Source organism: Enterococcus sp. AZ015 (genome assembly GCF_050499225.1).
Taxonomy (GTDB): domain Bacteria; phylum Bacillota; class Bacilli; order Lactobacillales; family Enterococcaceae; genus Enterococcus_D; species Enterococcus_D entomosocium.
On the sequence record NZ_JBMHEX010000001.1, the window covers coordinates 427,534 to 448,717 of the forward strand.

At 45.7% G+C, this 21,184-nt stretch carries 16 protein-coding genes; 10 read left to right on the plus strand and 6 right to left on the minus strand.

The annotated features are described in order from the left end of the window. Nucleotides 1-49: 49 nt before the first annotated feature. Genes IGK85_RS02055 through IGK85_RS02065 form a run of 3 tightly spaced genes read right to left on the minus strand, consistent with a single transcriptional unit; the run spans nucleotide 50 to nucleotide 4,044 of the window. The gene (locus tag IGK85_RS02055) at nucleotides 50-1,603 is read right to left on the minus strand and encodes a response regulator (RefSeq protein WP_008376149.1); all 1,554 of its coding nucleotides are present in this window, start codon (nucleotides 1,601-1,603) and stop codon (nucleotides 50-52) included. Then, on the minus strand, nucleotides 1,581-3,029 hold the full coding sequence (locus IGK85_RS02060; protein ID WP_008376148.1) for a sensor histidine kinase: 1,449 nt from the start codon (nucleotides 3,027-3,029) through the stop codon (nucleotides 1,581-1,583). The genes IGK85_RS02055 and IGK85_RS02060 overlap by 23 nt, the downstream gene beginning before the upstream one ends. 10 nt (nucleotides 3,030-3,039) lie before the next feature. After that, nucleotides 3,040-4,044 (minus strand): ABC transporter substrate-binding protein, encoded by a 1,005-nt coding sequence (locus IGK85_RS02065; protein ID WP_008376147.1) that lies wholly within the window; start codon nucleotides 4,042-4,044, stop codon nucleotides 3,040-3,042. A 232-nt stretch (nucleotides 4,045-4,276) separates the two neighbouring features. On the opposite strand from IGK85_RS02065, the gene chvE reads away from it, so the two are divergent. From chvE to IGK85_RS02090, 5 genes are all read left to right on the plus strand, one after another. Beyond that, nucleotides 4,277-5,377: a multiple monosaccharide ABC transporter substrate-binding protein gene (chvE, locus tag IGK85_RS02070; RefSeq protein ID WP_005231478.1), complete on the plus strand. Its 1,101-nt coding sequence runs from the start codon at nucleotides 4,277-4,279 to the stop codon at nucleotides 5,375-5,377. A gap of 147 nt (nucleotides 5,378-5,524) precedes the next feature. Next, on the plus strand, nucleotides 5,525-7,054 hold the full coding sequence (gene mmsA, locus IGK85_RS02075; RefSeq protein WP_429968626.1) for a multiple monosaccharide ABC transporter ATP-binding protein: 1,530 nt from the start codon (nucleotides 5,525-5,527) through the stop codon (nucleotides 7,052-7,054). Between the two features lies 1 nt (nucleotide 7,055). Next, nucleotides 7,056-8,252 carry a multiple monosaccharide ABC transporter permease gene (gene mmsB, locus IGK85_RS02080; RefSeq protein WP_008376145.1) on the plus strand — a complete coding sequence of 399 codons (1,197 nt, stop codon included), beginning with the start codon at nucleotides 7,056-7,058 and terminating at the stop codon, nucleotides 8,250-8,252. Between the two features lie 12 nt (nucleotides 8,253-8,264). Next, a complete protein-coding gene (locus IGK85_RS02085) occupies nucleotides 8,265-8,600 on the plus strand; it encodes a PTS sugar transporter subunit IIB (RefSeq protein ID WP_008376144.1) in 336 nt (111 codons plus the stop codon). Between the two features lie 220 nt (nucleotides 8,601-8,820). Continuing rightward, nucleotides 8,821-10,341 (plus strand): alpha-L-fucosidase, encoded by a 1,521-nt coding sequence (locus tag IGK85_RS02090; RefSeq protein WP_008376143.1) that lies wholly within the window; start codon nucleotides 8,821-8,823, stop codon nucleotides 10,339-10,341. 129 nt (nucleotides 10,342-10,470) lie between these two features. Here IGK85_RS02090 and IGK85_RS02095 read toward each other — a convergent pair whose 3' ends face one another. From IGK85_RS02095 to IGK85_RS02105, 3 genes are all read right to left on the minus strand, one after another. Then, nucleotides 10,471-11,580, minus strand: a complete 1,110-nt coding sequence (locus tag IGK85_RS02095; RefSeq protein ID WP_008376142.1) for an ABC transporter ATP-binding protein — start codon at nucleotides 11,578-11,580, stop codon at nucleotides 10,471-10,473. A 107-nt stretch (nucleotides 11,581-11,687) separates the two neighbouring features. After that, the gene (locus IGK85_RS02100; protein WP_008376141.1) at nucleotides 11,688-12,392 is read right to left on the minus strand and encodes a helix-turn-helix domain-containing protein; all 705 of its coding nucleotides are present in this window, start codon (nucleotides 12,390-12,392) and stop codon (nucleotides 11,688-11,690) included. Between the two features lie 329 nt (nucleotides 12,393-12,721). Continuing rightward, entirely contained in the window at nucleotides 12,722-13,543 is an 822-nt protein-coding gene (locus IGK85_RS02105) for an SHOCT domain-containing protein (RefSeq protein WP_008376140.1), read from the minus strand. 182 nt (nucleotides 13,544-13,725) lie between these two features. On the opposite strand from IGK85_RS02105, the gene IGK85_RS02110 reads away from it, so the two are divergent. The 5 genes from IGK85_RS02110 to IGK85_RS02130 all read left to right on the plus strand — a co-directional run bounded on the left by IGK85_RS02110 (nucleotide 13,726) and on the right by IGK85_RS02130 (nucleotide 21,154). Next, nucleotides 13,726-14,832: a GntR family transcriptional regulator gene (locus IGK85_RS02110; protein WP_081487886.1), complete on the plus strand. Its 1,107-nt coding sequence runs from the start codon at nucleotides 13,726-13,728 to the stop codon at nucleotides 14,830-14,832. 4 nt (nucleotides 14,833-14,836) lie between these two features. Then, nucleotides 14,837-16,432 (plus strand): xylulokinase, encoded by a 1,596-nt coding sequence (locus IGK85_RS02115; RefSeq protein ID WP_008376135.1) that lies wholly within the window; start codon nucleotides 14,837-14,839, stop codon nucleotides 16,430-16,432. A 19-nt stretch (nucleotides 16,433-16,451) separates the two neighbouring features. Next, complete coding sequence (locus IGK85_RS02120) at nucleotides 16,452-17,147, plus strand: L-ribulose-5-phosphate 4-epimerase (RefSeq protein WP_008376133.1); 696 nt, start codon at nucleotides 16,452-16,454, stop codon at nucleotides 17,145-17,147. 19 nt (nucleotides 17,148-17,166) lie between these two features. After that, nucleotides 17,167-18,591 carry an L-arabinose isomerase gene (araA, locus tag IGK85_RS02125; protein WP_008376130.1) on the plus strand — a complete coding sequence of 475 codons (1,425 nt, stop codon included), beginning with the start codon at nucleotides 17,167-17,169 and terminating at the stop codon, nucleotides 18,589-18,591. A 196-nt stretch (nucleotides 18,592-18,787) separates the two neighbouring features. Further along, nucleotides 18,788-21,154 carry a phosphoketolase family protein gene (locus IGK85_RS02130; RefSeq protein ID WP_008376128.1) on the plus strand — a complete coding sequence of 789 codons (2,367 nt, stop codon included), beginning with the start codon at nucleotides 18,788-18,790 and terminating at the stop codon, nucleotides 21,152-21,154. Nucleotides 21,155-21,184: the final 30 nt, after the last annotated feature.

Consider the following 21,184-nt stretch of genomic DNA (forward strand, 5'->3'; position numbering starts at 1 on the left):
GAGGACGATTTTGCTGTCTCTCACTCTTTTTTTGTATCCATTCATTCAACTAGGCATTTTTTTGACGGTATTCTTTCGGTGAGATACTTTCTTTCTTCTTGAACAAAAAGGAAAAATAATTTGGGTCATTATAGCCAACATCAAAGGCGATCTCAGATAGCCGTAGATTTGTCGTTAACAGCAGTTCCTTAGCTAAGGTCAATCGTTGCTCGGTCAAGTATTCGATAAACGTAGAATCAGTGGCTTGCGAGAAGATGGTGCTGAAGTGCGCCGGACTCAAATGAACTTTTTCAGCAACTACATTTAAGGAAATATTGGGATCAGAAAAGTGCTCACTGATAAAGGCTTTGGCTTGATTGATGACGCTTTGATACTTCGCCATTGCAGGATTGATGGGTTGTTTGGTCAATAGCGGCAACAGTTCTGCCAGAGTCGTTTGATAGTTCTCTGGCTCATGGGTCAATGCCGCTAGATAGTCTAAGTCATGGGCGTGCTGAACGATCTGGGGCAGCGAATGACTGTCTTTTTTCTTCAATAATGCCAGCAATTCGACCAAGACGAACAAACGGTACATTTGCGTTCGCTCAACGGTCCCTTGAGGCGCCATCAATTCATCGGTCAGCTCAGGGATCGTCTGTTTCCCAGCATTTGCCAGTCTTGAAGCAAGATCGGTTTTGAAAGGATTGGTGGGGGACAGTTCCCCTTCTCGAATGTCATCTTCATAGCTGATGATTTTTTCCTTGCGGATGCTGCCATAGGTTTTTAGCATGTCACGAGCTTTCTGATAAGAAAGAGAGATACCCGAGAAGCGATCTGCTACCGGTCCGATCGCCACTGCTACTTCTTCCCCAGAACCATGAACGAGGCTTTGAGCGATCTGATAGGCTTTTTCTAAAACTTGTTCTCGGTCATGGTCAAAAAGCAAAAACTTGATGAAGCGGCTGGACACACTGGAGAACAAGACGGCATCATCCTGTTCATAGGCTTTGGTCAGCTGCTGGCTAAAGCGAGTGTAGTCAGAAAAGCTTTGACTGAAGGGGGTTTTTGCTAACAGCACACAAAACTGTTTGCCTGAAAAGCGTCGGCCCAGTTCTTCTGCTTGCAAAAAGGCTTCTGAGATTGTGATCTTTTGTTTAAAGAGGTGATTCAGAAAGTGATTCTTTTTGATTTCCATTTCGAATAAATCGTCTTCTTTGGATAATTGCTGATGAGTGGCTTGTTGTTCATCTAAGTGTTGAACGACGGTTTTGATGGCTTGTTCTAATTCTTCGTTTTTGATGGGCTTGAGCAAGTAATCATCTGCTTGCAGCTGCAGTGCCGTTTTTGCATAGTCAAAATCATCAAAGCCGCTAACGAAAATAATGCGAACTTGCGGCAATAATTTCTTGGCTTCTTTCGCAAAGACCAAGCCGTCCATAAACGGCATTTTGATATCACTGATAATAATATCAGGACGCAGATCAAGGATCGAAGCCAGCGCCAACTCGCCATCTGCGGCTTCATCGCTATAAACGATCGGGTATTGTTTGGCGAGAGTCATGATTTGGTGGCGCAAACTATCGCGAATCAGATGTTCATCTTCAACTATGAACACTTTGTACATGGTTGGATTCCTCCCTTTTTGGTACTGTGACGTTAATCGTGGTGCCTTCTTGGTATTGACTGTGGATCGTCAGTTGCGCTTCGCTGCCGTAGTTCAGCTGGAGACGGCGATAGACGTTATATAGGCCATAGCCGCTCTCAGAGGCGGGATCAGTGGTTTCTTTAAGGTTACGACGAATCTCCTCCAGACGCTCAGGGTCGATCCCAACACCGTTGTCACTGATGGTCATTTGAATCTGGTGAGGCAATTCTGACACTGTGATTCGAATCATGCCGACGCGACGGACAAACTTGGTGCCATGATAAACGGCGTTTTCAACAAGGGGCTGCAGGACCATTTTCAAAACCTGTAGTTCTGGACTGACAGTTTGATCTTCAATGGTGTAAGACAGCATCCTGCCATAGCGGATCTGCAAAATCTTCAAGTAATCGTCCACATGCCGCAATTCTTTTTCCAGCGGAATCCAGTCTTGCCCTTTGCTTAAGGAGATGCGGAAAAAATCTGACAGCGCATAAGTCATTTCGGTTGCTTGCTCGTAACGGGCAGCTTCAATCAAAGAAACGATCGCATCTAAACTATTATAGATGAAATGTGGAGTGATCTGGGCTTGTAAGACCCGCACCTCACTTTGGGCTAAGTGATACTGCTTCAAGGCATTTTCTTCCAAGAGCCGAGTCAAGTCATCTGCCATCCGATTCAAGCTACTCGTCAGAGTCCGCAGCTCTGGGGTTTCGGGCAGTTCTGCTCGGTAGCTCAAATGTCCTTGGGATAGTTCATTGGAAAGGTCTAACAACCGATCCAGCGGGTATTGCAGATTGTCACGAACAAAGCGGCGGTTTTTATTGATGATCGCAAAGATGATCAAAAGCAACACGACCTGAAAAAGGATTAGCAGCAACACGGATTGGACCAGTTCGTGATTGGTTTGGCTGGCTAAGCTGATCTCTACCCCGACAAACTGCTGCAAAATATCGGATAGCAAATCGATCACCGAATCCACTTGGATCATGACGTATTGGTTTTGTTCCACCGGTTCATCGTTGAGAATATTATCGATCAACTGTTGCTGATAGGTTTCTAAAGAATCGAGCGTTCGAAAGGCGACTGCTAAAATATTGAGCTCTTTGGCAGTGCTGGTATTTTCTTGAATGTGCTGCAGATCGCTCCTTAGTTCATCGATCACATTGGTTTCTTGGACTTGTGCGACGGTTTTTTGACCAAAGACTAAATCCCACATTTCTTCCAAGACAATGGCATCGACTTTTTCCGATAATTGATTGGCTTCTTCAATATTGTTGATGGTGTTTTGGTAAATAAAAATCTGCCGCGAGTAAAAGACACTGCTTACTACGAGGGGGATAAAGGCGACGAGGATCATCAGTTTGTTGGTCTGCTGGAAGATGCCCTTGATACTTTTTGTTTTCATCTTCATCTCCTCAATAATTTCTTGGTGGAATCTGATCAAAGTCCATATCACTGGAAAAAACTGTTTCATGGACATAGATTTCACGAGGAATGGCATCGGCGCCGCGAGCCAAGTAGCGCGAGATGGCATTTTTGACGAACACACCAGCATCTGGGTTGCATTCAACGACACAATTGACGATCCCTTGCTTCAATTTGTCGATCATTTCTTTTTGGGCATCGATCGATACGATCACCAAATCCTTCCCTGGCTCAATATCGGTTTTTTCGAGGGCTTCAAGAGCGCCAAGAGTCATCTCGTCATTGTGACTGAACAAGACATCGATCTGCTCCATTTTGCCTTCTGCGATGTATTGTTCAATGACTTCTTTGCCTTTGCGGCGAATGAAGTCACCATTTAGCTCATCTTTGACTTGGATCGTTACATTGTTGTGGGCATAATCACGCTTGATGGTTTCTCGGAACCCTTCTGAGCGCAAATACGTCGGAGAAGTAGCATCCAGTCCCGTCAATTCTAAAACATTGATCGTTTCATTTTGATGTTCTTTATAATAATTGCTGACGTAGAGACCTGCACGATTGCCCTCGGCTTTGAAGCTTGGCCCGATATGAGTCAGAAACAAGGAGGGATCGCTGACGTTGACATGACGGTCCACCACGAAAACGGGAATCCCCGCTTGCGCAGCTTCTTCCAAAATCGGTTCCCAATTGTTTTCCTGAATCGGGGTAAAGACGATGGCATCGACTTGATACACGATAAAACTGCGGATATCTTGAATCTGACGTTCTTGATTCATATAGCCGTTACGATAGAGCACTTCATAGCCTTCCTTCTCTAATTCAGTGCGAATCGATTCGGTGTGGCGCTTGCGCCAGCTGCTTTCTGTTCCCGATTGAGAAAAACCGATCACGATACTTTCTTCCGATGTTTCAGCGGTCGTTTCTTTGACTGCTTGGCAACCAGCCAAGAAAGACAAACACAACCAAAGGAGTAACCCAATTTTTATATTCCTCATTTTTTTCACCTCTATGGTCTATTCTACTAAAAAATACGGAAGCGCTTTACACAAAATATCAAATCAAATAAAAACCAAGGGAATCTTAAAAAATCCAAGATTACGAAAAGAAAAGGGGGCAACTGAGTCGTTTTTTCTCAAGAAATCCAAGAAACCTCGAAAAAATCTAAATGTAAGCGATTCCTTAACTGGCTATACTGAGAATGTAAGAAAAAGACATGGAGGGATCACAATGAAAGGTACTTTTGGTAAATTGGTCGTCTTAGCATCCACCTTATTGGTTGGCGGATTGTTAGCAGCTTGTGGGAATGGATCAGATAGCGGGGCAAACGGTGACGGAGACAAAGGATTTGTTGGGATCGCGATGCCGACCAAATCGGCAGAACGGTGGATCGCAGATGGCGACAACATGGTAGAAGAATTAGAGAAGCTCGGCTATAAAACTGACCTGCAATATGGAGAAGACAAAGTAGAAAACCAAGTGGCACAAATTGAGAATATGATCACCAAAGGCGTTGATACTTTAGTGATCGCCTCGATCGATGGTTCGGCACTGACAGACGTGTTGGAAAAAGCCCATAACGAAGATATCACAGTCATCGCCTATGACCGTTTACTGATGAACTCGGAATACGTCGATTATTATGCCACCTTTGATAATTTTGGAGTCGGCGTGCTGCAAGCGTCTTATATTGAAGACAAATTGGGTCTCAAAGACGGTGAAGGACCATTTAACATTGAATTATTCGGCGGCTCTCCAGATGATAACAATGCACTGATCAATTATAATGGGGTCCTTTCGGTCTTCCAACAATACTTTGACAGCGGACAGCTAGTCGTTCCTTCTGGTCAAACCAACTTTAACCAAATCGCTACTTTGCGTTGGGATGGTTCAACTGCGCAAGCTCGGATGGACAACTTGTTGAGTGCCAACTATACGGATCAAACATTGGATGCCGTTCTTTCACCTTATGATCCAATCAGCCTAGGAATCATTTCATCGCTTAAAGGCGTTGGCTATGGTTCTTCCGATAAACCACTACCTGTGATTACCGGTCAAGATGCGACGGTGGCAGGGGTGAAATCGATCATCGCGGGCGAACAGACCCAAACGATTTTCAAAGATACACGGGTGTTGGCGAAAAACACGATCGAAATGATCGAAGCCATCACCAATGGCGAGGAAGTGCCAGTCAATGATACGGAAACCTATGACAATGGCGTCAAAGTCGTACCAACCTACTTGTCAAATCCCGTTTCTGTGGATAGCGACAACTACAAAGAAGAACTGATCGATACCGATTACTATACAGAAGAAGAGCTAGGCATTTAAGCAAGAAGCGCTGATCCAGCGAGAAAAGATACATGGTTTCCCCGAAAGCAGTAGGGAAGAACGAATCATCCCCACTATTCGTTCTTTCCGCTTTTCTTACAAAGGCAGCGCACCACTTTTACATAAAAAGGAAAAGGGTGAAAGAACATGGCAGATAATATTTTGATGATGAAAGGCATCGTCAAAGAGTTTTCAGGGGTTCGCGCCCTTGATAACGTCAACCTCTCGATCGAGCGAGGAGAGATCCACGCACTGTGTGGAGAAAATGGCGCTGGCAAGTCCACGCTGATGAATGTCTTAAGCGGACTCTATCCTTACGGCAGCTATAACGGAGAGATCTATTATGAAGGGGAGTTATGCAAGTTCAAAGATTTGCGGGACAGTGAGGACAAAGGAATCGTTATTATTCATCAAGAGTTAGCATTAAGTCCTTACCTGTCGATCAAAGAAAATATCTTTCTAGGAAACGAACAAGCCAAACACGGCATCATTGATTGGGATCTGACCGAAAAGAAAACAGACAACCTCTTAAAGATCGTTGGCTTGAAATTAGACCCGAATACGCTGGTTTCACAAATCGGTGTCGGGCATCAACAGCTGGTGGAAATTGCCAAAGCATTTTCAAAATCCGTCCGATTGTTGATTTTAGATGAGCCAACCGCGGCGTTGAATGAAGAAGAAAGCGCCAATCTGTTAGAGCTGATCAAAGAGTTTCGCAACCAAGGAATCACCTCGATCATCATCTCCCACAAGTTGAATGAAATCGTCAATGTGGCGGATCGCATCACGATTTTACGAGACGGGCAAACGATCGAGACGCTGAGTGGTGCCGAAATCTCTGAAGAGCGCATCATTCGCGGCATGGTTGGGCGAGATTTGACCAATCGTTACCCAGAGCGGAAACCCGCTATTGGTGAACCGTTTTTTGAAGTCAAAAATTGGACGGTCCATCATCCAATCGACCATACCCGTGTGGTGAATGAAAATTTGAACTTGATGATCCGCAAAGGAGAGATCATCGGCATCGCCGGTTTGATGGGTGCGGGACGGACAGAGTTTGCCATGAGTGTCTTCGGTCATTCCTATGGCAGTTCGATTTCGGGGGAAGTCTATAAAGACGGCCAACCGATTTCTGTCAAAGACGTGCCAACCGCCATCAAAAATGGGTTAGCCTATGTGTCGGAAGACAGAAAAGCGTTGGGCTTGAATCTGCTGATGGATATTCGCGAGAACACCACCATCGCTAGTCTTGCCAAAATCAGCCGCCAAGGGGTCATCGATAAAGAAAAAGAAGTCACGATGGCAGAAGAATTTCGCAAAAAAATGCGGACGAAAACCAATTCAATCTATCAAAACGTTGGCAGTTTGAGTGGTGGGAATCAGCAAAAAGTCGTTTTGGCAAAGTGGCTGATGACCACACCAGATATCTTATTTTTAGATGAACCGACCCGCGGGATCGATGTCGGGGCGAAGTACGAAATCTATACGATCATCGAAGAGATGGCAGCAGCTGGCAAAGCCATCTGTATCATCTCCTCGGAGTTACCAGAACTATTAGGCATGTGCGACCGGATCTACACGATGAACGAAGGCCGCTTCACGGGCGAAGTGTTACGGGAAGAGGCAGACCAAGAACGATTGATGAATCTAATGACACTAGAAGAGAGTGGGGTTTGAGATGGAAACAACCAATAAATTAAAAAAAGAACGCAGCCATTCGCTGAAAGAAAAGGCACTGGAAATCTTTAGCAAATACAGTATGATCATTATCTTAGCAGTATTATTGGTGGCCTTTCAGCTCATGACCGACGGAATTTTCTGGCGGCCGCTGAATATCACCAACCTCGTGTTGCAAAACAGTCATATTCTCGTTTTAGCAGCCGGTATGCTTTTGGTCGTCTTGTTAGGACATGTCGATCTATCCGTAGGCTCCGTGATGGCGTTTGTCGGTGCGATTGCAGGCGTCTTGATGGTCAATAACGGCATCAGTCCTTGGTTGGCAGTGCCTCTTTGCTTACTGATGGGCGCAGTGATCGGTGCCTGGCAAGGCTTCTGGGTCGCGTATGTCGGTATCCCAGCATTTATCGTGACCTTGTCTGGTTTACTAATGTTTCGAGGATTGACCCAAGTCGTCTTAGGCGGTCAATCATTGGCACCGTTTCCCAAGGCATTCCAACAAATTTCCACCGGCTATTTGCCAGATATTGCAGGCGGTCAGATCCATTTACTTTCCATGATTTTAGGTGTAGTGATCACGGGCATCCTGATTTTAGGCCAATGGCGGACCCGTGATCGCCGCAAAAAAAATCTTTTTGAAGTGGAATCAATGGCAGCCTTTGCCTTTAAAGCCGTCTTTACTGCGGTTGTTTTTCTCGGTGCTACCTACATCTTTGCCTCTTATCAAGGGTATCCGATCATTTTGATCGTCTTAGGGGTGATCGTGGCTGCCTATGGCTTTTTGACTAACAAAACCGTCGCTGGTCGGCAAATCTATGCAACCGGCGGCAACAAAAAAGCAGCCGAACTTTCGGGAATCAAGACGAAGAAAATCACCTTCTGGGTCTTCGTGAACATGGGGATGATGGCAGCTTTGGCGGGCTTGGTTTTAGCGGCTCGGTTGAATGCAGCCACACCGCAAGCGGGAACGTCAATGGAATTAGATGCAATGGCCGCAGTGTATTTCGGCGGTGCTTCTACCTCAGGCGGTATTGGTACTGTGATGGGGGCGATCGTTGGTGGTCTCGTGATGGGTGTCTTAAACAATGGGATGTCGATCTTAGGGGTCGGTGTCGATTGGCAGCAAGCCATCAAAGGGTTGATTTTGCTGCTGGCTGTCGTGCTGGATATCTACAATAAGAAAAAGAAAATTTCGTAGGAGGGCCTGTTTATGGAGGACCAAGCACAAAAGACGATTTTATTGATTTGTACCGCCGGCATCACTACGGGTCTCTTAGTGAAAAACATGCAGCGGGCCGCAGATGAAAAAGGGCTAGCTGTGCATATCTATTCGGCACCAGCCATCATTGCTGAACAGATCCTGCAGCAGCAAACAGTCGATGCTTTGTTGATCGGTCCGCAGTCGAAGTACGAAGTCAATCGATTAAAAGACTTTCTCATGGTCAAAGCGGTGCCATATAAATTAATCAAAGAAACAGATTACGAGCTGTTAGATGGCGAAGCTGTCCTTACAGACAGCCTGACCCTTTTACAAAACGATCGCTAGGCTCGCGTAAAAAGATGTGTCTTTTAGCGTTTGAATATGTTGTTTAGAGTAGTGCCTTGCGAATCCCCCAAGCAAGCACTACTCTTTTTATCGTAAAGTAGTTTGATCACCTGATAGGGAAGAACCGTCGATTGAATGCTGCTTCGGTCAGTTCTTGAGCTTTGTTTGCCAGTGAGTGGACAGATGACGGAAGTACAGTAAAGGCGGCGGATCTTTTCCAATGAGGAAACAGTCAAGAATCGATCTTGTATCTGTTTCTTTAAAGCAGCAAACAACTCATAGAATGGAGGAACAGATTATCGAACCAGCTGAACTTACCCAGATTCGCCCCAGTAAACGACAACTGCAGTGGCAGCAGCTGGAATTTTATGGCTTTATCCACTTTGGTCTCAATACGATGACCAATCGTGAATGGGGGCTCGGCAATGAGTCGCCAACGGTATTTGACCCGCAAAAGCTAGACTGTCATCAATGGGTTTCTGCAATGAAGCAAAGCGGTATGCAGGGAATCATTTTGACCTGTAAACACCATGACGGCTTTTGCTTATGGCCAAGCCAGCACACTGCTTACACAGTCGCTTCAACGCCCTGGCGCAATGGTCAAGGTGATTTAGTGAAAGAACTTTCTGATGCTTGCCGTCAAGCAGACCTGAAATTCGGCATTTATTTATCGCCTTGGGATCAGCATGAAGCTTGTTATGGAATGGGGCAAGCCTATGATGATTTTTATACGGCGCAGTTGACAGAACTTTTAACCAATTATGGTGATATATTCGAAATATGGTTAGATGGGGCCAATGGTGAAGGACCCAATGGAAAACGCCAAAACTATGATTGGGAACGGTATTATCAAGTGATTCGAGAGCTGCAACCCAATGCAGTGATTGCGGTTTGCGGACCGGATGTCCGTTGGGTAGGAAACGAAGCGGGGCAAACCAGACTTCAAGAATGGAGTGTGGTGCCAGCAGCATTAAAGAATGCTGAAAAAACAGCGAGTCATTCGCAAAAAGCCGATAGCACAGCGTTTCGGCAATCGATTTCCAGTATGGAAATGGATTTAGGAAGCCAACAAGCGCTGAAAAAGTACGGCATTAAAGAAGCTGCCGAATTGGCTTGGTACCCTGCTGAGGTCAACTTATCGATTCGCCCCTGCTGGTTTTATCATCCATCAGAAGACCAACAAGTAAAAAGCGGCGCTGAGCTCTGGTCTTTTTACAAGCAGATCGTTGGGGGCAATAGTTCTTTTCTACTTAATGTGCCGCCGATGCCGGATGGTATGATCCATCCAACGGATCAAAAGGCATTGCAGCAATTAGGTCACTCGATTAAACAATTGAAAGAGGTGACGACTGAAAGGAACGGCACGTTTGCGAGTTCTTCAACCAGTGTGTCCAGCAGAATGGATAAGCTCCAACTATCTCAAGCGTTTGGCCAGTATTGGAAACCGGACTTGGAAGACAAACGGCCATGGCTGACCCTACATTTTGCAGAACCGGTCGTCATCAATTCACTTGTATTGAAGGAAGCGATTCAATATGGGCAACGGGTAGAAAAAGCAAAAATTTTTCTGCAAACTGTAGCAGGACCACAGTTACTGACCGAAATAGTGACGATCGGCTATCAAAAAATCATCAGCTTTGAAGCGGTCGGCGTGTCTGCTGTCAAAATCGTTTTTACTCAAGTTCGGCAAACACCGATCATTCAAACCATGGCCGCGCGCTATGTGCCTCAGGAAGAATAAAGTAACCCAAAAACAGACAGTCGGCTGACTGTCTGTTTTTGAGGGATACAAATAAGGAATAAAAGTGGATATTAGTTAAATGCGACTGCCTAGGGGGCAAATCCAAGAACAGTGCATGGTAACTACAAATTAAGGAAGTGTGATGACATTTTCTGAATCTTTGTCGAAGAAATGCGCTTTGTTGATGTTGAAAGCTAAATCAACTGTTTCACCTGGACGGTGGAAGTCGCGGGCATCAACTTTCGAGATAAATTCAGTCGCACCTACACGTGTATAAAGCATTGTTTCTGCACCTAATAGTTCAGATACGACCACTTCAGCACGTACAGTTGCTTCAGGAGAAGCTTCCAATGCGATTTGTTCACTGTGGATATCTTCTGGACGAATACCAAAGACTAATTGTTTGCCTTCGTAGCCTTTTTCAACAAGAATCTTATTCTTGCCTTCAGGAATACGTAAATTCAAACTTTGACCATCAGAGATCATACCGTTATTCAACGTAACATTGAAGAAGTTCATTGCTGGTGAACCGATAAAGCCGGCAACGAAAATGTTTTTCGGTGTGTTGTAGACTTCTTTTGGTGAACCGATTTGTTGAATGAAACCATCTTTCATGATAACGATCCGGTCAGCCATGGTCATCGCTTCTGTTTGGTCATGGGTTACATAGATCGTCGTTGTTTCTAAACGTTGGTGTAATTTTGCGATTTCCGCACGCATGGCAACCCGCAATTTCGCATCTAAGTTTGACAATGGCTCATCCATCAAGAAGACTTTGGCATCACGAACGATGGCACGGCCTAAGGCAACCCGTTGACGCTGACCACCTGAAAGGGCAGCAGGTTTACGATCTAAGTATTCTGTCAAACCTAAGATCTCAGCGGCATTTTCTACGCGTTTTTTGATTTCTTCTTTGTCGTATTTACGCAATTTCAAACCAAATGCCATGTTGTTGAAAACAGTCATATGGGGATACAATGCGTAGTTCTGGAAAACCATCGCGATGTCGCGGTCTTTTGGTGCCACATCGTTCATTACTTTTCCACCGATGCTCAATTCGCCTTCAGAAATATCTTCTAAACCAGCGATCATTCGAAGGGTTGTTGATTTTCCACAACCAGAAGGTCCAACGAAAACGATGAATTCGCGATCCGCGATATCTAAATTAAAATCAGTTACCGAATACGCATCATTATTGTCATATTTTTTGTGGATATTTTTTAAGGCCATTTCTACCATTGGGATTACCTCTTTCCATTTAGTTTACATGAATAGCATAAATGAAAACGCTTCGAATGTGCAACGGAAACCTGCACAAGAAAAAAACGTTTTCTTGTGCAGGTTGTTTAATTGCTCTGATGGGTGAACTGATCGATCAATAAATAGCAAAGCAGCAGATCATCCATATTTTTTAAATTTAAGCGCGTCAGTGTTTGAAACTTATCGATCTTATATAGGAGAGAATTCCGATGCATGAACAGTTCTTTGGCTGTGGAGCTTGCATTGCCTTGATTGCGCCACAGGGATTGAATGATCGTTTCGGTCTCTTCTTCAAACCAATCTAGATATAAGGTACGAAACAAGGAAATATACTCGGAAAAGCCATTGCGAAAAAGAGAAAAGACCACTTTGGGCAGATCCATACTTTTACTGGTGGTTTTCGTTTTTAACTCATTTTTGAACAGGGTAGACTCACTTGCCCATAAGGTAGTGAAATCGTGGCGCGGATGATGGAAGGGACCGACGAACAGCTGAGAATAGCAGTCGAAATCCATATCCAAAGCCACGAATAAGCCGTCGAGATCTTCGATGGGTAAATTAGTGTCGTCTTGTTTTTCTACGATCACCGCATGGTCTTCGGTGAGGAAAAAAAGATCCACCACGCTAGGGAGCATTTGCTGGATCTCTGCGAGCCATTCGGATTGCAAGGAGTCAATGGTTCGGGTGAAATGAACTTGCAGCATTCGGACCCACGTTTGGTCTTGAACGGGCTGATGTTCAAATAAAATCGGATACCATGGATGGTTTCGGTTATCGATTTCTGGTTGCAAAGAGCCGTTTCCCAGTTGGATCAGCAGTTTTTCACTGTCACTTAATTGGTCAGTTGGCAGCCAAATATATTTTTTGCCGAAAGCGATGGATTCGATGTCCTTCGTTGTGGATACTTTGTCATGCAGCGTTGCCTGGGGGAAACGCGCTTTGATGTCATTAAAAGAAAAAATGAGAAAGACCTCCTTTGAGATACTCTACGTATTCTTCATTTAGTATAGCATGTTCTAAAAAAACCGTTCAAAATTTTCCCAGAAAAAAGCACAGCCCTTCACCGAAATCTCTGCCTTTGCATGGCAGGAGGACTGCTTTTTTCCCGAAGCGATGGCTTCTATAATCCTAACAGTTGTTTTTTCTTTAAGGCAAATTCTTCTTCAGTCAAAATTCCTTCATCGACCAACATTTTCAGTTCGCGAAGATCAGCAATGACCTGTTCCGTCGGGGTTACAGTTGGTCGCGGGGGCAGTATCGCATGCTTACGGGGGAAGTTAGTGAGATAGCGCTGTATGATCCGAGCAATCAGCAGGTCTTTTTCGGCAAAGCAAAGGGAGTGGTTTGGTTCCGTCCTTCTGCGAGAATGGGTTTCTCTGATTGCCCCGCCGCCAATATACAGTTCCAAGAAGCCATTGCCTTTCCAAAGACCAGATTCGGCAACTTCTTTCAGACTGACACTGGTGATCTGGGGAATCTGCAAAACCTGCTTTTCTTTCTTTTTGTAGTCGATGATCGTGAGGGTATCTTCTGCGATGATCCAAGCATCACGATAATGATAAGACAGTAATTTGATTTTACCAGCCTCTTCATCCACGTAACTTTTGGCTGATTGTCCGCCAAGTGCTGCCAAATGATCCGTTAAAAATTCATAGGCTTTTTGGGCATCGATTCGATTGGTGAAATAAAGCAGATGAGAATTACCTGGTACCTGCAGTCGGAGGTAGTCCACTAAGAGACCTTTGCCTATATGTAATTCCACATCGGCAATTTTTGCCATGGGAATCTTTTCATCCGGGATTTTTGGATGGGTGTTGTTTATCCAGACGCCTTTTTTCGTAATGAACCAACGACAGCTGGCATCATGTCTGCGATTCTCTCGATATTTTTTTGAATACAGAATAATGGGTTCCTCGTAGGTTTCATTAGGTGTTCTCGTCAAAATACTTACCTCCTTAAACGTAATAAGTAATATTTTATTCAATTATACAACAAATAGCGTTTTTATTCGTTTTATTCTGATGAAAATAAGGGTATTTTGTCGTTTTCCTTCTTTTCGTTATGGTTTTTTAGAAAAAAATCCCTAGCAGCAATTGACAAGGAAGCGGTTTCTTGGTATCTTAGATGTACGGACAACTTTTGAAAGATGGGGTAAAAATGGCAAATAAGTACGAACAACTAGCGGATATCTTAAGAGAAAAGATCCGCTTAGGCACCTATCAAGAAGGCGATGCGATCCCTTCAGAAGCAACCTTACAGGAAGAATTTCATTATAGCCGCCACACGGTGCGCCAAGCGATCGCTGTTTTGGTCAATGAAGGCTATTTAAGAAAAGAACGGGGCTCAGGCACCTACGTTTCAAAACCTGAGACTGTCAATCATAAAAACCGCAAAACGATTGGGATCATCATGACCTATTTGTCTGATTATATTTTCCCATCGATCATGCGTGGCGTGGAGCAGACATTGCGGGAGCAAGGCTACTCACTGCTTTTAGGCTCAACCAACAATGACCATGAGCAAGAAAGAGCGTGCTTGCAGCAAATGATGGATCAAGGGGTAGACGGGTTGATCGTTGAACCAACTAAGAGCAGCCAATACAACCCGAATCTTGCCTATTATGTCGCACTCCAAGAAGCTGGGATTCCTCTCGTCATGATCAATGCCTATTACGAAGAACTAGACTTGCCGCATATTTGTGTCAACGATACACGTTCTGGGTTTTTAGCAACCAATTATCTATTAGAACAACAGCATCAGCAGTTGATGATGATCACGAAAATCGATGACTTACAAGGGAAATATCGGATGAAAGGGTTTGTCAAAGCGTTGACCCAAGCCAAGCGGACGTTTGCAGCAGAAGACGTCTTGACGTATACGACGGAGACGAAAGAAGCCGTTATTGAACAAGCGATCCAGCGCTTGACGGCTGCCGATAATCAAGTCACAGGCATCGTTTGTTACAACGATGAGATCGCGCATCGTTTGATTCAAGCATTGACGGCTGCTGGGAAGAACGTTCCTACTGATTTTTCGATCGTAGGAAACGATGACTCGCCCCTTAGCACCTTGTCCACACCGACGATCACCACACTGACTCACCCGAAAGAAGCGATGGGGGAATTGGCAGCACAATGGATCACTACAGGTAAGGCAACAGAAGCACAACACTTTTATTTTGAACCAGAGCTGATCGTTCGCGGTTCAGTCAATAACCAAAAAGGAGAGTAAGAAGATGACGCAACAAGTAAGGCAAGCAATTATTGACGGGCGCACGTCTCTTGGGATCGAGCTAGGCTCGACACGGATCAAAGCTGTCTTGATCGATGAGCGGTTTCAGACGATCGCTTCTGGCAGCTTTGAATGGGAAAATCAATTGGAGCAAGGGATTTGGACCTACTCGCTAGAAGCGATTTGGCAAGGACTGCAAGCCAGCTACCAAGAGTTGGCGCACAATATCCAGCAGCAATTCGAGGTACCTTTGACGACGATCGGCAGTATCGGTTTTTCTGCAATGATGCACGGCTATATGGCCTTTGATCAGCAAGGCACGCTGTTGGTCCCTTTTCGGACATGGCGCAATGCGATCACGGAAGAAGCAGAAAAAGCTTTGACGGCATTGTTCCAATACAACATCCCGCAGCGTTGGAGTATCGCGCACTTGTATCAAGCGATTTTGAATCAAGAAGCTCACGTACCAGAGGTCGCTTTTTTCACTACCTTAGCCGGCTATGTCCATTGGCAGCTGACAGGAGAAAAAGTTATCGGAATCGGTGATGCATCTGGGATGTTCCCAATCGATAGTACGACAAAAAACTATGATGCGAATATGCTGCAGCAATTTGATGCGCAAATCAGCAGTCAGGGGTATCCTTGGCAGATCAAAGACCTTTTGCCACAAGTGTTGAAAGCAGGCGAACCAGCCGGCACATTGACGGCAGAAGGCGCAAAAAAACTCGACCCAACCGGTACCTTGCAAGCCGGCATCCCGTTATGTCCGCCAGAAGGCGATGCGGGCACTGGCATGGTTGCCACGAATAGTGTGGCACAGCGAAGCGGGAATGTTTCAGCCGGGACGTCGGCTTTTGCCATGATCGTCTTAGAAGAACCCTTAACGCAAGTGTATCCAGAGATCGATTTGGTCACGACGCCTTCTGGTGATTTGGTGGGGATGGTCCATACGAATAACTGTACCTCGGAGATCAATGCCTGGGTCAAACTTTTCCGCGAATTTGCCGACGCAGCTGGAATGAAACTTTCCACGGAAGAATTGTTTGCGACCTTATTCAACGAAGCATTGAAAGGGGATTCAGAATGTGGCGGGATGCTTTCTTATGGCTATTATTCTGGTGAAAATATCACTAAGATCCCTGAAGGACGGCCGCTTTTCGTCCGATCGCCAGAGAGTTCTTTTACTTTAGCAAATTTTATGCGCTTACATCTGTTTAGTGCCTTTGGTGCGATGAAGATCGGGATGAAGATTCTGGAAGCCGAAGACGTTGCCCTCGATCGAATCGTTGGTCACGGTGGGATCTTCAAGACGCCAGAAGTTGCCCAGCGTGTCTTGGCAGCTGTCATGGAAGCGCCAGTTACGGTCCTGGAAACGGCTGGTGAAGGCGGCGCCTGGGGGATCGCCCTTTTAGCAGCATACCTACGCCGCCACAAGCCAGAACAATCCTTGGCCGCATTTTTAGCAGATCAAGTGTTTAAAAATGATCACGGCGTGACGTTAGTCCCAACGGAAGCGGACATTCAGGGATTCACCGTCTTTACCCAACGTTACCAAGCAGGGTTGCCGATCGAGCAAGCGGCAATCGATGCGTTGATTTAAAAAGAAAGAAGGGAATTTTGTGTTAGAAGGATTAAAAGAAGAAGTCTTTCAAGCCAATTTGGCATTGCCGAAGCAAGGATTGATCAAATACACCTGGGGCAATGTGTCAGCAGTGGATCGCCAACAGCAGTTGTTTGTCATCAAACCTAGCGGTGTTGACTATGAAACCATGCAAGCCAGTGATATGGTGGTTTGTGATTTTGAGGGCAACGTAGTGGAAGGAGCAAAAAATCCTTCCTCCGATACGCCGACGCATGCCGTTTTATACAAAGCATTTCCAGAAATTGGTGGGATCGTCCATACCCATTCTACTTGGGCGACGAGCTGGGCTCAGGCAGGACTCGATCTGCCAGCGATGGGCACGACCCATGCCGATACGTTTTATGGAGCAGTCCCCTGTGCCCGCTTTTTGACGCAAGCCGAGATCGATGAAGGCTATGAAGCACAAACAGGACAGGTGATCGTCGAAACCTTTAAGGAACGCGGCATCACGCCAGAAGAAATTCCTGGTGTCTTGCTTCACGGTCATGGACCGTTTACCTGGGGCAAAACGGCGGATGCGGCGGTGATGAACGCAGTGGTCTTAGAAGAAGTCGCTAAGATGAATTTTATCACGCGCCAGCTCAACAGTTACGCACCCGAATTGCCGCAGCGGGTCTTAGACAAACATTATTTACGCAAACATGGAGAAAATGCCTATTACGGGCAAAAATAACGAAAAAGGAGCAAGTAGAATGTTAGAAATCGGGAAAAAAGAATTTTGGTTCGTCGTAGGATCACAGCACTTATATGGAGAAGAAGCATTACAAGAAGTACGGGATCATGCAGAAGAAATGGTCAAAAGCTTAAATGACAGCTCAAAGCTGCCTTATCCAGTTGTTTTACAAGAACTCGCTGTTACTGCCGATACGATTACGAAAATCATGAAAGAAGTCAACTATCGGGATGAAGTCGCTGGGGTGATCACCTGGATGCACACCTTCTCACCTGCAAAAATGTGGATTCGCGGCACGAAATTATTACAAAAACCATTGCTGCACCTTGCCACTCAATACAATGAACAAATTCCATGGGAAACCATCGATATGGACTTTATGAACTTGAACCAAGCGGCTCATGGTGACCGAGAATACGGATTTATCAATGCCCGTTTGAAAAAGCAAAACAAAATCGTTGTCGGTTATTGGAAAAATGAAGCCATCCAAAAAGAAATTGCTGCTTGGATGGACGTGGCAGTCGGCTACAATGAAAGCTTCCAAATTAAAGTCGCTCGTTTTGGCGACAACATGCGTAACGTTGGGGTGACGGAAGGCGACAAAGTCGAAGCACAGATCCAATTTGGTTGGACCGTTGATTATTTTGGGATCGGCGATTTGGTACAAGTTGTCGATGCGGTGACTGACGAAGAAATCGATGCACTCTTTGAAGGATACAGCCAGCTGTATGATTTCGATTATGGCGATTACGACAAAGAAGAGTGGGCACGTCATGTCAAAGCACAAGCCAAACAAGAAATCGGTCTGCGCCGCTTCCTTGAAGCAGGCGGCTATACGGCATTCACCACGAACTTTGAAGACTTGTATGGTATGCAGCAGTTGCCTGGTTTAGCTGTACAACGCTTGATGGCAGAAGGCTATGGGTTTGCCGGTGAAGGGGACTGGAAAACAGCCGCTATTGACCGTTTGATGAAAATCATGGCTCACAATAAAGCGACTGGCTTTATGGAAGACTACACCTATGAGCTGACACCAGGAAAAGAAGCCATCTTGCAATCCCACATGATGGAAGTCGATCCGGTATTAGCAGCCAGCAAACCAAAAATTGTGGTTTCGCCATTGTCGATGGGGGATCGTGAAGACCCAGCCCGGCTCGTGTTTGACGGCCAAGGCGGCGAAGGTGTCGTGGTTTCGATGGCCGACTTTGGCACTCACTACAAATTATTGATCAATGAAGTCGATGCCTTTGAGCCAACTGAAGAAGCACCAAAACTACCGGTTGCACGAGTAATGTGGACGCCAAAACCAAACTTCCACGATGGCGTCAAACAGTGGATCGAAACAGGCGGTGGCCATCACACCGTTGTCTCACTTGTCCTAAATTCTGATCAGATCGAAACATGGGCGAAACTTGTAGGATTAGAATACGTAACGATCAAATAAGTACCCAATCACAAAAGGAACCGTTGGCGATGCCGGCGGTTTCTTTGCGTTTTTATTAAGCTTTCTTGCCTTCTGGCTGTAAAGTGCGGGCAAGCAAACCCTTGAAAGCACCAGCAATCAGCAAAATTGACTTTTAAATATAGGGGGCATAGACTTTTATGTAAGAGTGGAACAATGGACTAAAAGGAGGAGCACAATGAAGACAACCTACGATACACCAGAGTATTATCAGAAAATGAACGCTTGGTGGCGAGCAGCCAACTACCTTTCCGTTGGTCAGATCTATTTGAAAGACAATCCCTTATTGCGCCGCCCCATCGAAGAAAAAGATTTAAAAGTGAATCCAATTGGTCACTGGGGAACGATCGCAGGACAAAATTTTATTTACACCCATCTCAATCGCGTCATCAATAAGTACGACTTAAACATGTTTTATATCGAAGGACCAGGCCATGGCGGACAAGTCATGGTTGCGAATGCTTATTTAGACGGCAGCTACAGCGAGATCTATCCAAAAGCCACCCAAGACGAAGTAGGGATGAAACATCTATTCAAAACCTTCTCTTTCCCAGGTGGGATCGCTTCTCATGCGGCACCTGAAACGCCAGGTTCGATCCATGAAGGCGGCGAGCTAGGCTATTCCATCGCCCACGCTACCGGAGCTATTTTAGACAATCCCGATGTCATTGCAGCAGTAGTGGTCGGTGATGGTGAAGCCGAAACCGGACCATTAGCGGGCAGCTGGTTTTCAAATACCTTTATCAACCCAGTCAATGATGGCGCAATTTTGCCTATCTTGCATTTGAATGGCGCCAAGATTGCCAATCCAACGATTTTGGCTCGTAAAAGTGACCAAGATCTCACGAAATATTTTGAAGGCATGGGTTGGACCCCTTATTTCGTAGAAGGGGACGATCCAGAAGCCGTTCATCCGCAATTGGCTCAGAAGATGGATCAAGCCATCGAACAGATCCACGCGATCCAAGCAGAAGCCCGCAAAGGTTCTGCGGAAGAAGCCGCTATGCCTCATTGGCCTGTTTTAATCGTTCGCACACCAAAAGGGTGGACTGGACCGAAAGTCTGGGATGGCGAGCCGATTGAAGGGGGCTTCCGTGCCCACCAAGTGCCGATCCCTGTCAATGCGAAACATATGGAACACGTGGATGCTTTGACGGATTGGCTGCAGTCTTATCGTCCAGAAGAGCTTTTTGACGAAAACGGCCGCATCAACGCTGAGATTCAAGAATTGGCGCCAAAAGGGGAGCAACGGATGGCTGTCAACCCAATCACCAACGGGGGGATCGATCCGCAACCGCTACGCTTGCCAGATTGGCAAGCACATGCCATTGCGATTGAGACACCAGGGGAAACGACGGCCCAAGATATGATGGTCTTTGGGAAATTTGCCCGTGACATCATCAAAGAAAATCCTGACAACTTCCGCATTTTTGGCCCAGATGAAGCCAAATCCAATCGGTTGAACCATGTGTTCGAAGTCACGGACCGCCAATGGTTGGAGCCAAAACATCCTGATTATGATGAATGGCTGTCTTCAGTGGGCCGTGTGATTGATTCACAATTATCAGAACATCAAGCAGAAGGCTTCTTGGAAGGCTATGTGCTGACGGGGCGTCATGGCTTCTTTGCCAGCTACGAGTCATTCCTAAGAGTCGTTGATTCTATGATCACGCAGCACTTCAAATGGTTACGAAAAGCCCATGATCTTGACTGGCGCAACCCGTACCCCTCATTGAATTTGATCGCTTCATCAACGGTCTTCCAACAAGACCATAATGGGTACACCCACCAAGATCCAGGGATCATGACCCATATTGCAGAGAAAAAAGCCGACTTTGTGCGGGTCTACTTGCCAGCCGATGCCAATAGCTTGATGGCTGTCATGGCAGAAACGCTCGCTTCTGAAGAAAAGATCAATCTAGTGGTCTCTTCGAAACACCCACGTCCGCAGTTTTATTCGGCGGATGAAGCGAAAGTGCTTGTCAAAGATGGCTTGAAAGTCATCGACTGGGCATCGACAGATGAAGGACAAGAACCGGACATCGTGATCGCAGCTGCCGGGACGGAACCGAATTTGGAAGCATTAGCTGCTGTTTCCTTGCTGATTGAAGCCTTCCCAGAGTTGAAAGTCCGCTTCATCAATGTGGTCGATCTATTGAAATTGCGTCGTCCAGAAGTCGATCCTCGTGGGTTGAGCGATGAAGCATTCGAAGCCTACTTTACGAAAGACAAACCGATCGTGTTTGCTTTCCACGGGTATGAAGGACTGATTCGCGACATCTTCTTTGGCCGTCGCAACCAACAGCTTCATATTCATGGGTACCGAGAAAATGGCGACATCACGACACCGTTTGATATGCGGATCCTTTCTGAATTGGATCGCTTCCACTTAGCCAAAGACGCCGCCGAATGGGTCTATGGAGAAAAAGCAACGGACTTTGCCAAAAAAATGGCAGACACCGTTGCGTATCACCATGACTTTATTCGAGAAAACGGCTATGATATCGCCGAAGTCGAAGAGTGGGAATGGAAACCATTGCGTTGATTTTTTCTCCATAACACCAACGTAAGACAA

Excerpts from the sequence above, each read along its gene's own strand:
- IGK85_RS02095 (WP_008376142.1), bottom strand. The coding sequence starts at position 11,580 with ATGGTAGAAATGGCCTTAAAAAATATCCACAAAAAATATGACAATAAT.
- araA (WP_008376130.1), top strand. The coding sequence starts at position 17,167 with ATGTTAGAAATCGGGAAAAAAGAATTTTGGTTCGTCGTAGGATCACAG.
- IGK85_RS02130 (WP_008376128.1), top strand. The coding sequence starts at position 18,788 with ATGAAGACAACCTACGATACACCAGAGTATTATCAGAAAATGAACGCT.
- chvE (WP_005231478.1), top strand. The coding sequence starts at position 4,277 with ATGAAAGGTACTTTTGGTAAATTGGTCGTCTTAGCATCCACCTTATTG.
- IGK85_RS02085 (WP_008376144.1), top strand. The coding sequence starts at position 8,265 with ATGGAGGACCAAGCACAAAAGACGATTTTATTGATTTGTACCGCCGGC.
- IGK85_RS02055 (WP_008376149.1), bottom strand. The coding sequence starts at position 1,603 with ATGTACAAAGTGTTCATAGTTGAAGATGAACATCTGATTCGCGATAGT.
- mmsA (WP_429968626.1), top strand. The coding sequence starts at position 5,525 with ATGGCAGATAATATTTTGATGATGAAAGGCATCGTCAAAGAGTTTTCA.
- IGK85_RS02065 (WP_008376147.1), bottom strand. The coding sequence starts at position 4,044 with ATGAGGAATATAAAAATTGGGTTACTCCTTTGGTTGTGTTTGTCTTTC.
- IGK85_RS02060 (WP_008376148.1), bottom strand. The coding sequence starts at position 3,029 with ATGAAAACAAAAAGTATCAAGGGCATCTTCCAGCAGACCAACAAACTG.
- IGK85_RS02090 (WP_008376143.1), top strand. The coding sequence starts at position 8,821 with ATGAGGAAACAGTCAAGAATCGATCTTGTATCTGTTTCTTTAAAGCAG.
- mmsB (WP_008376145.1), top strand. The coding sequence starts at position 7,056 with ATGGAAACAACCAATAAATTAAAAAAAGAACGCAGCCATTCGCTGAAA.
- IGK85_RS02115 (WP_008376135.1), top strand. The coding sequence starts at position 14,837 with ATGACGCAACAAGTAAGGCAAGCAATTATTGACGGGCGCACGTCTCTT.
- IGK85_RS02110 (WP_081487886.1), top strand. The coding sequence starts at position 13,726 with ATGTACGGACAACTTTTGAAAGATGGGGTAAAAATGGCAAATAAGTAC.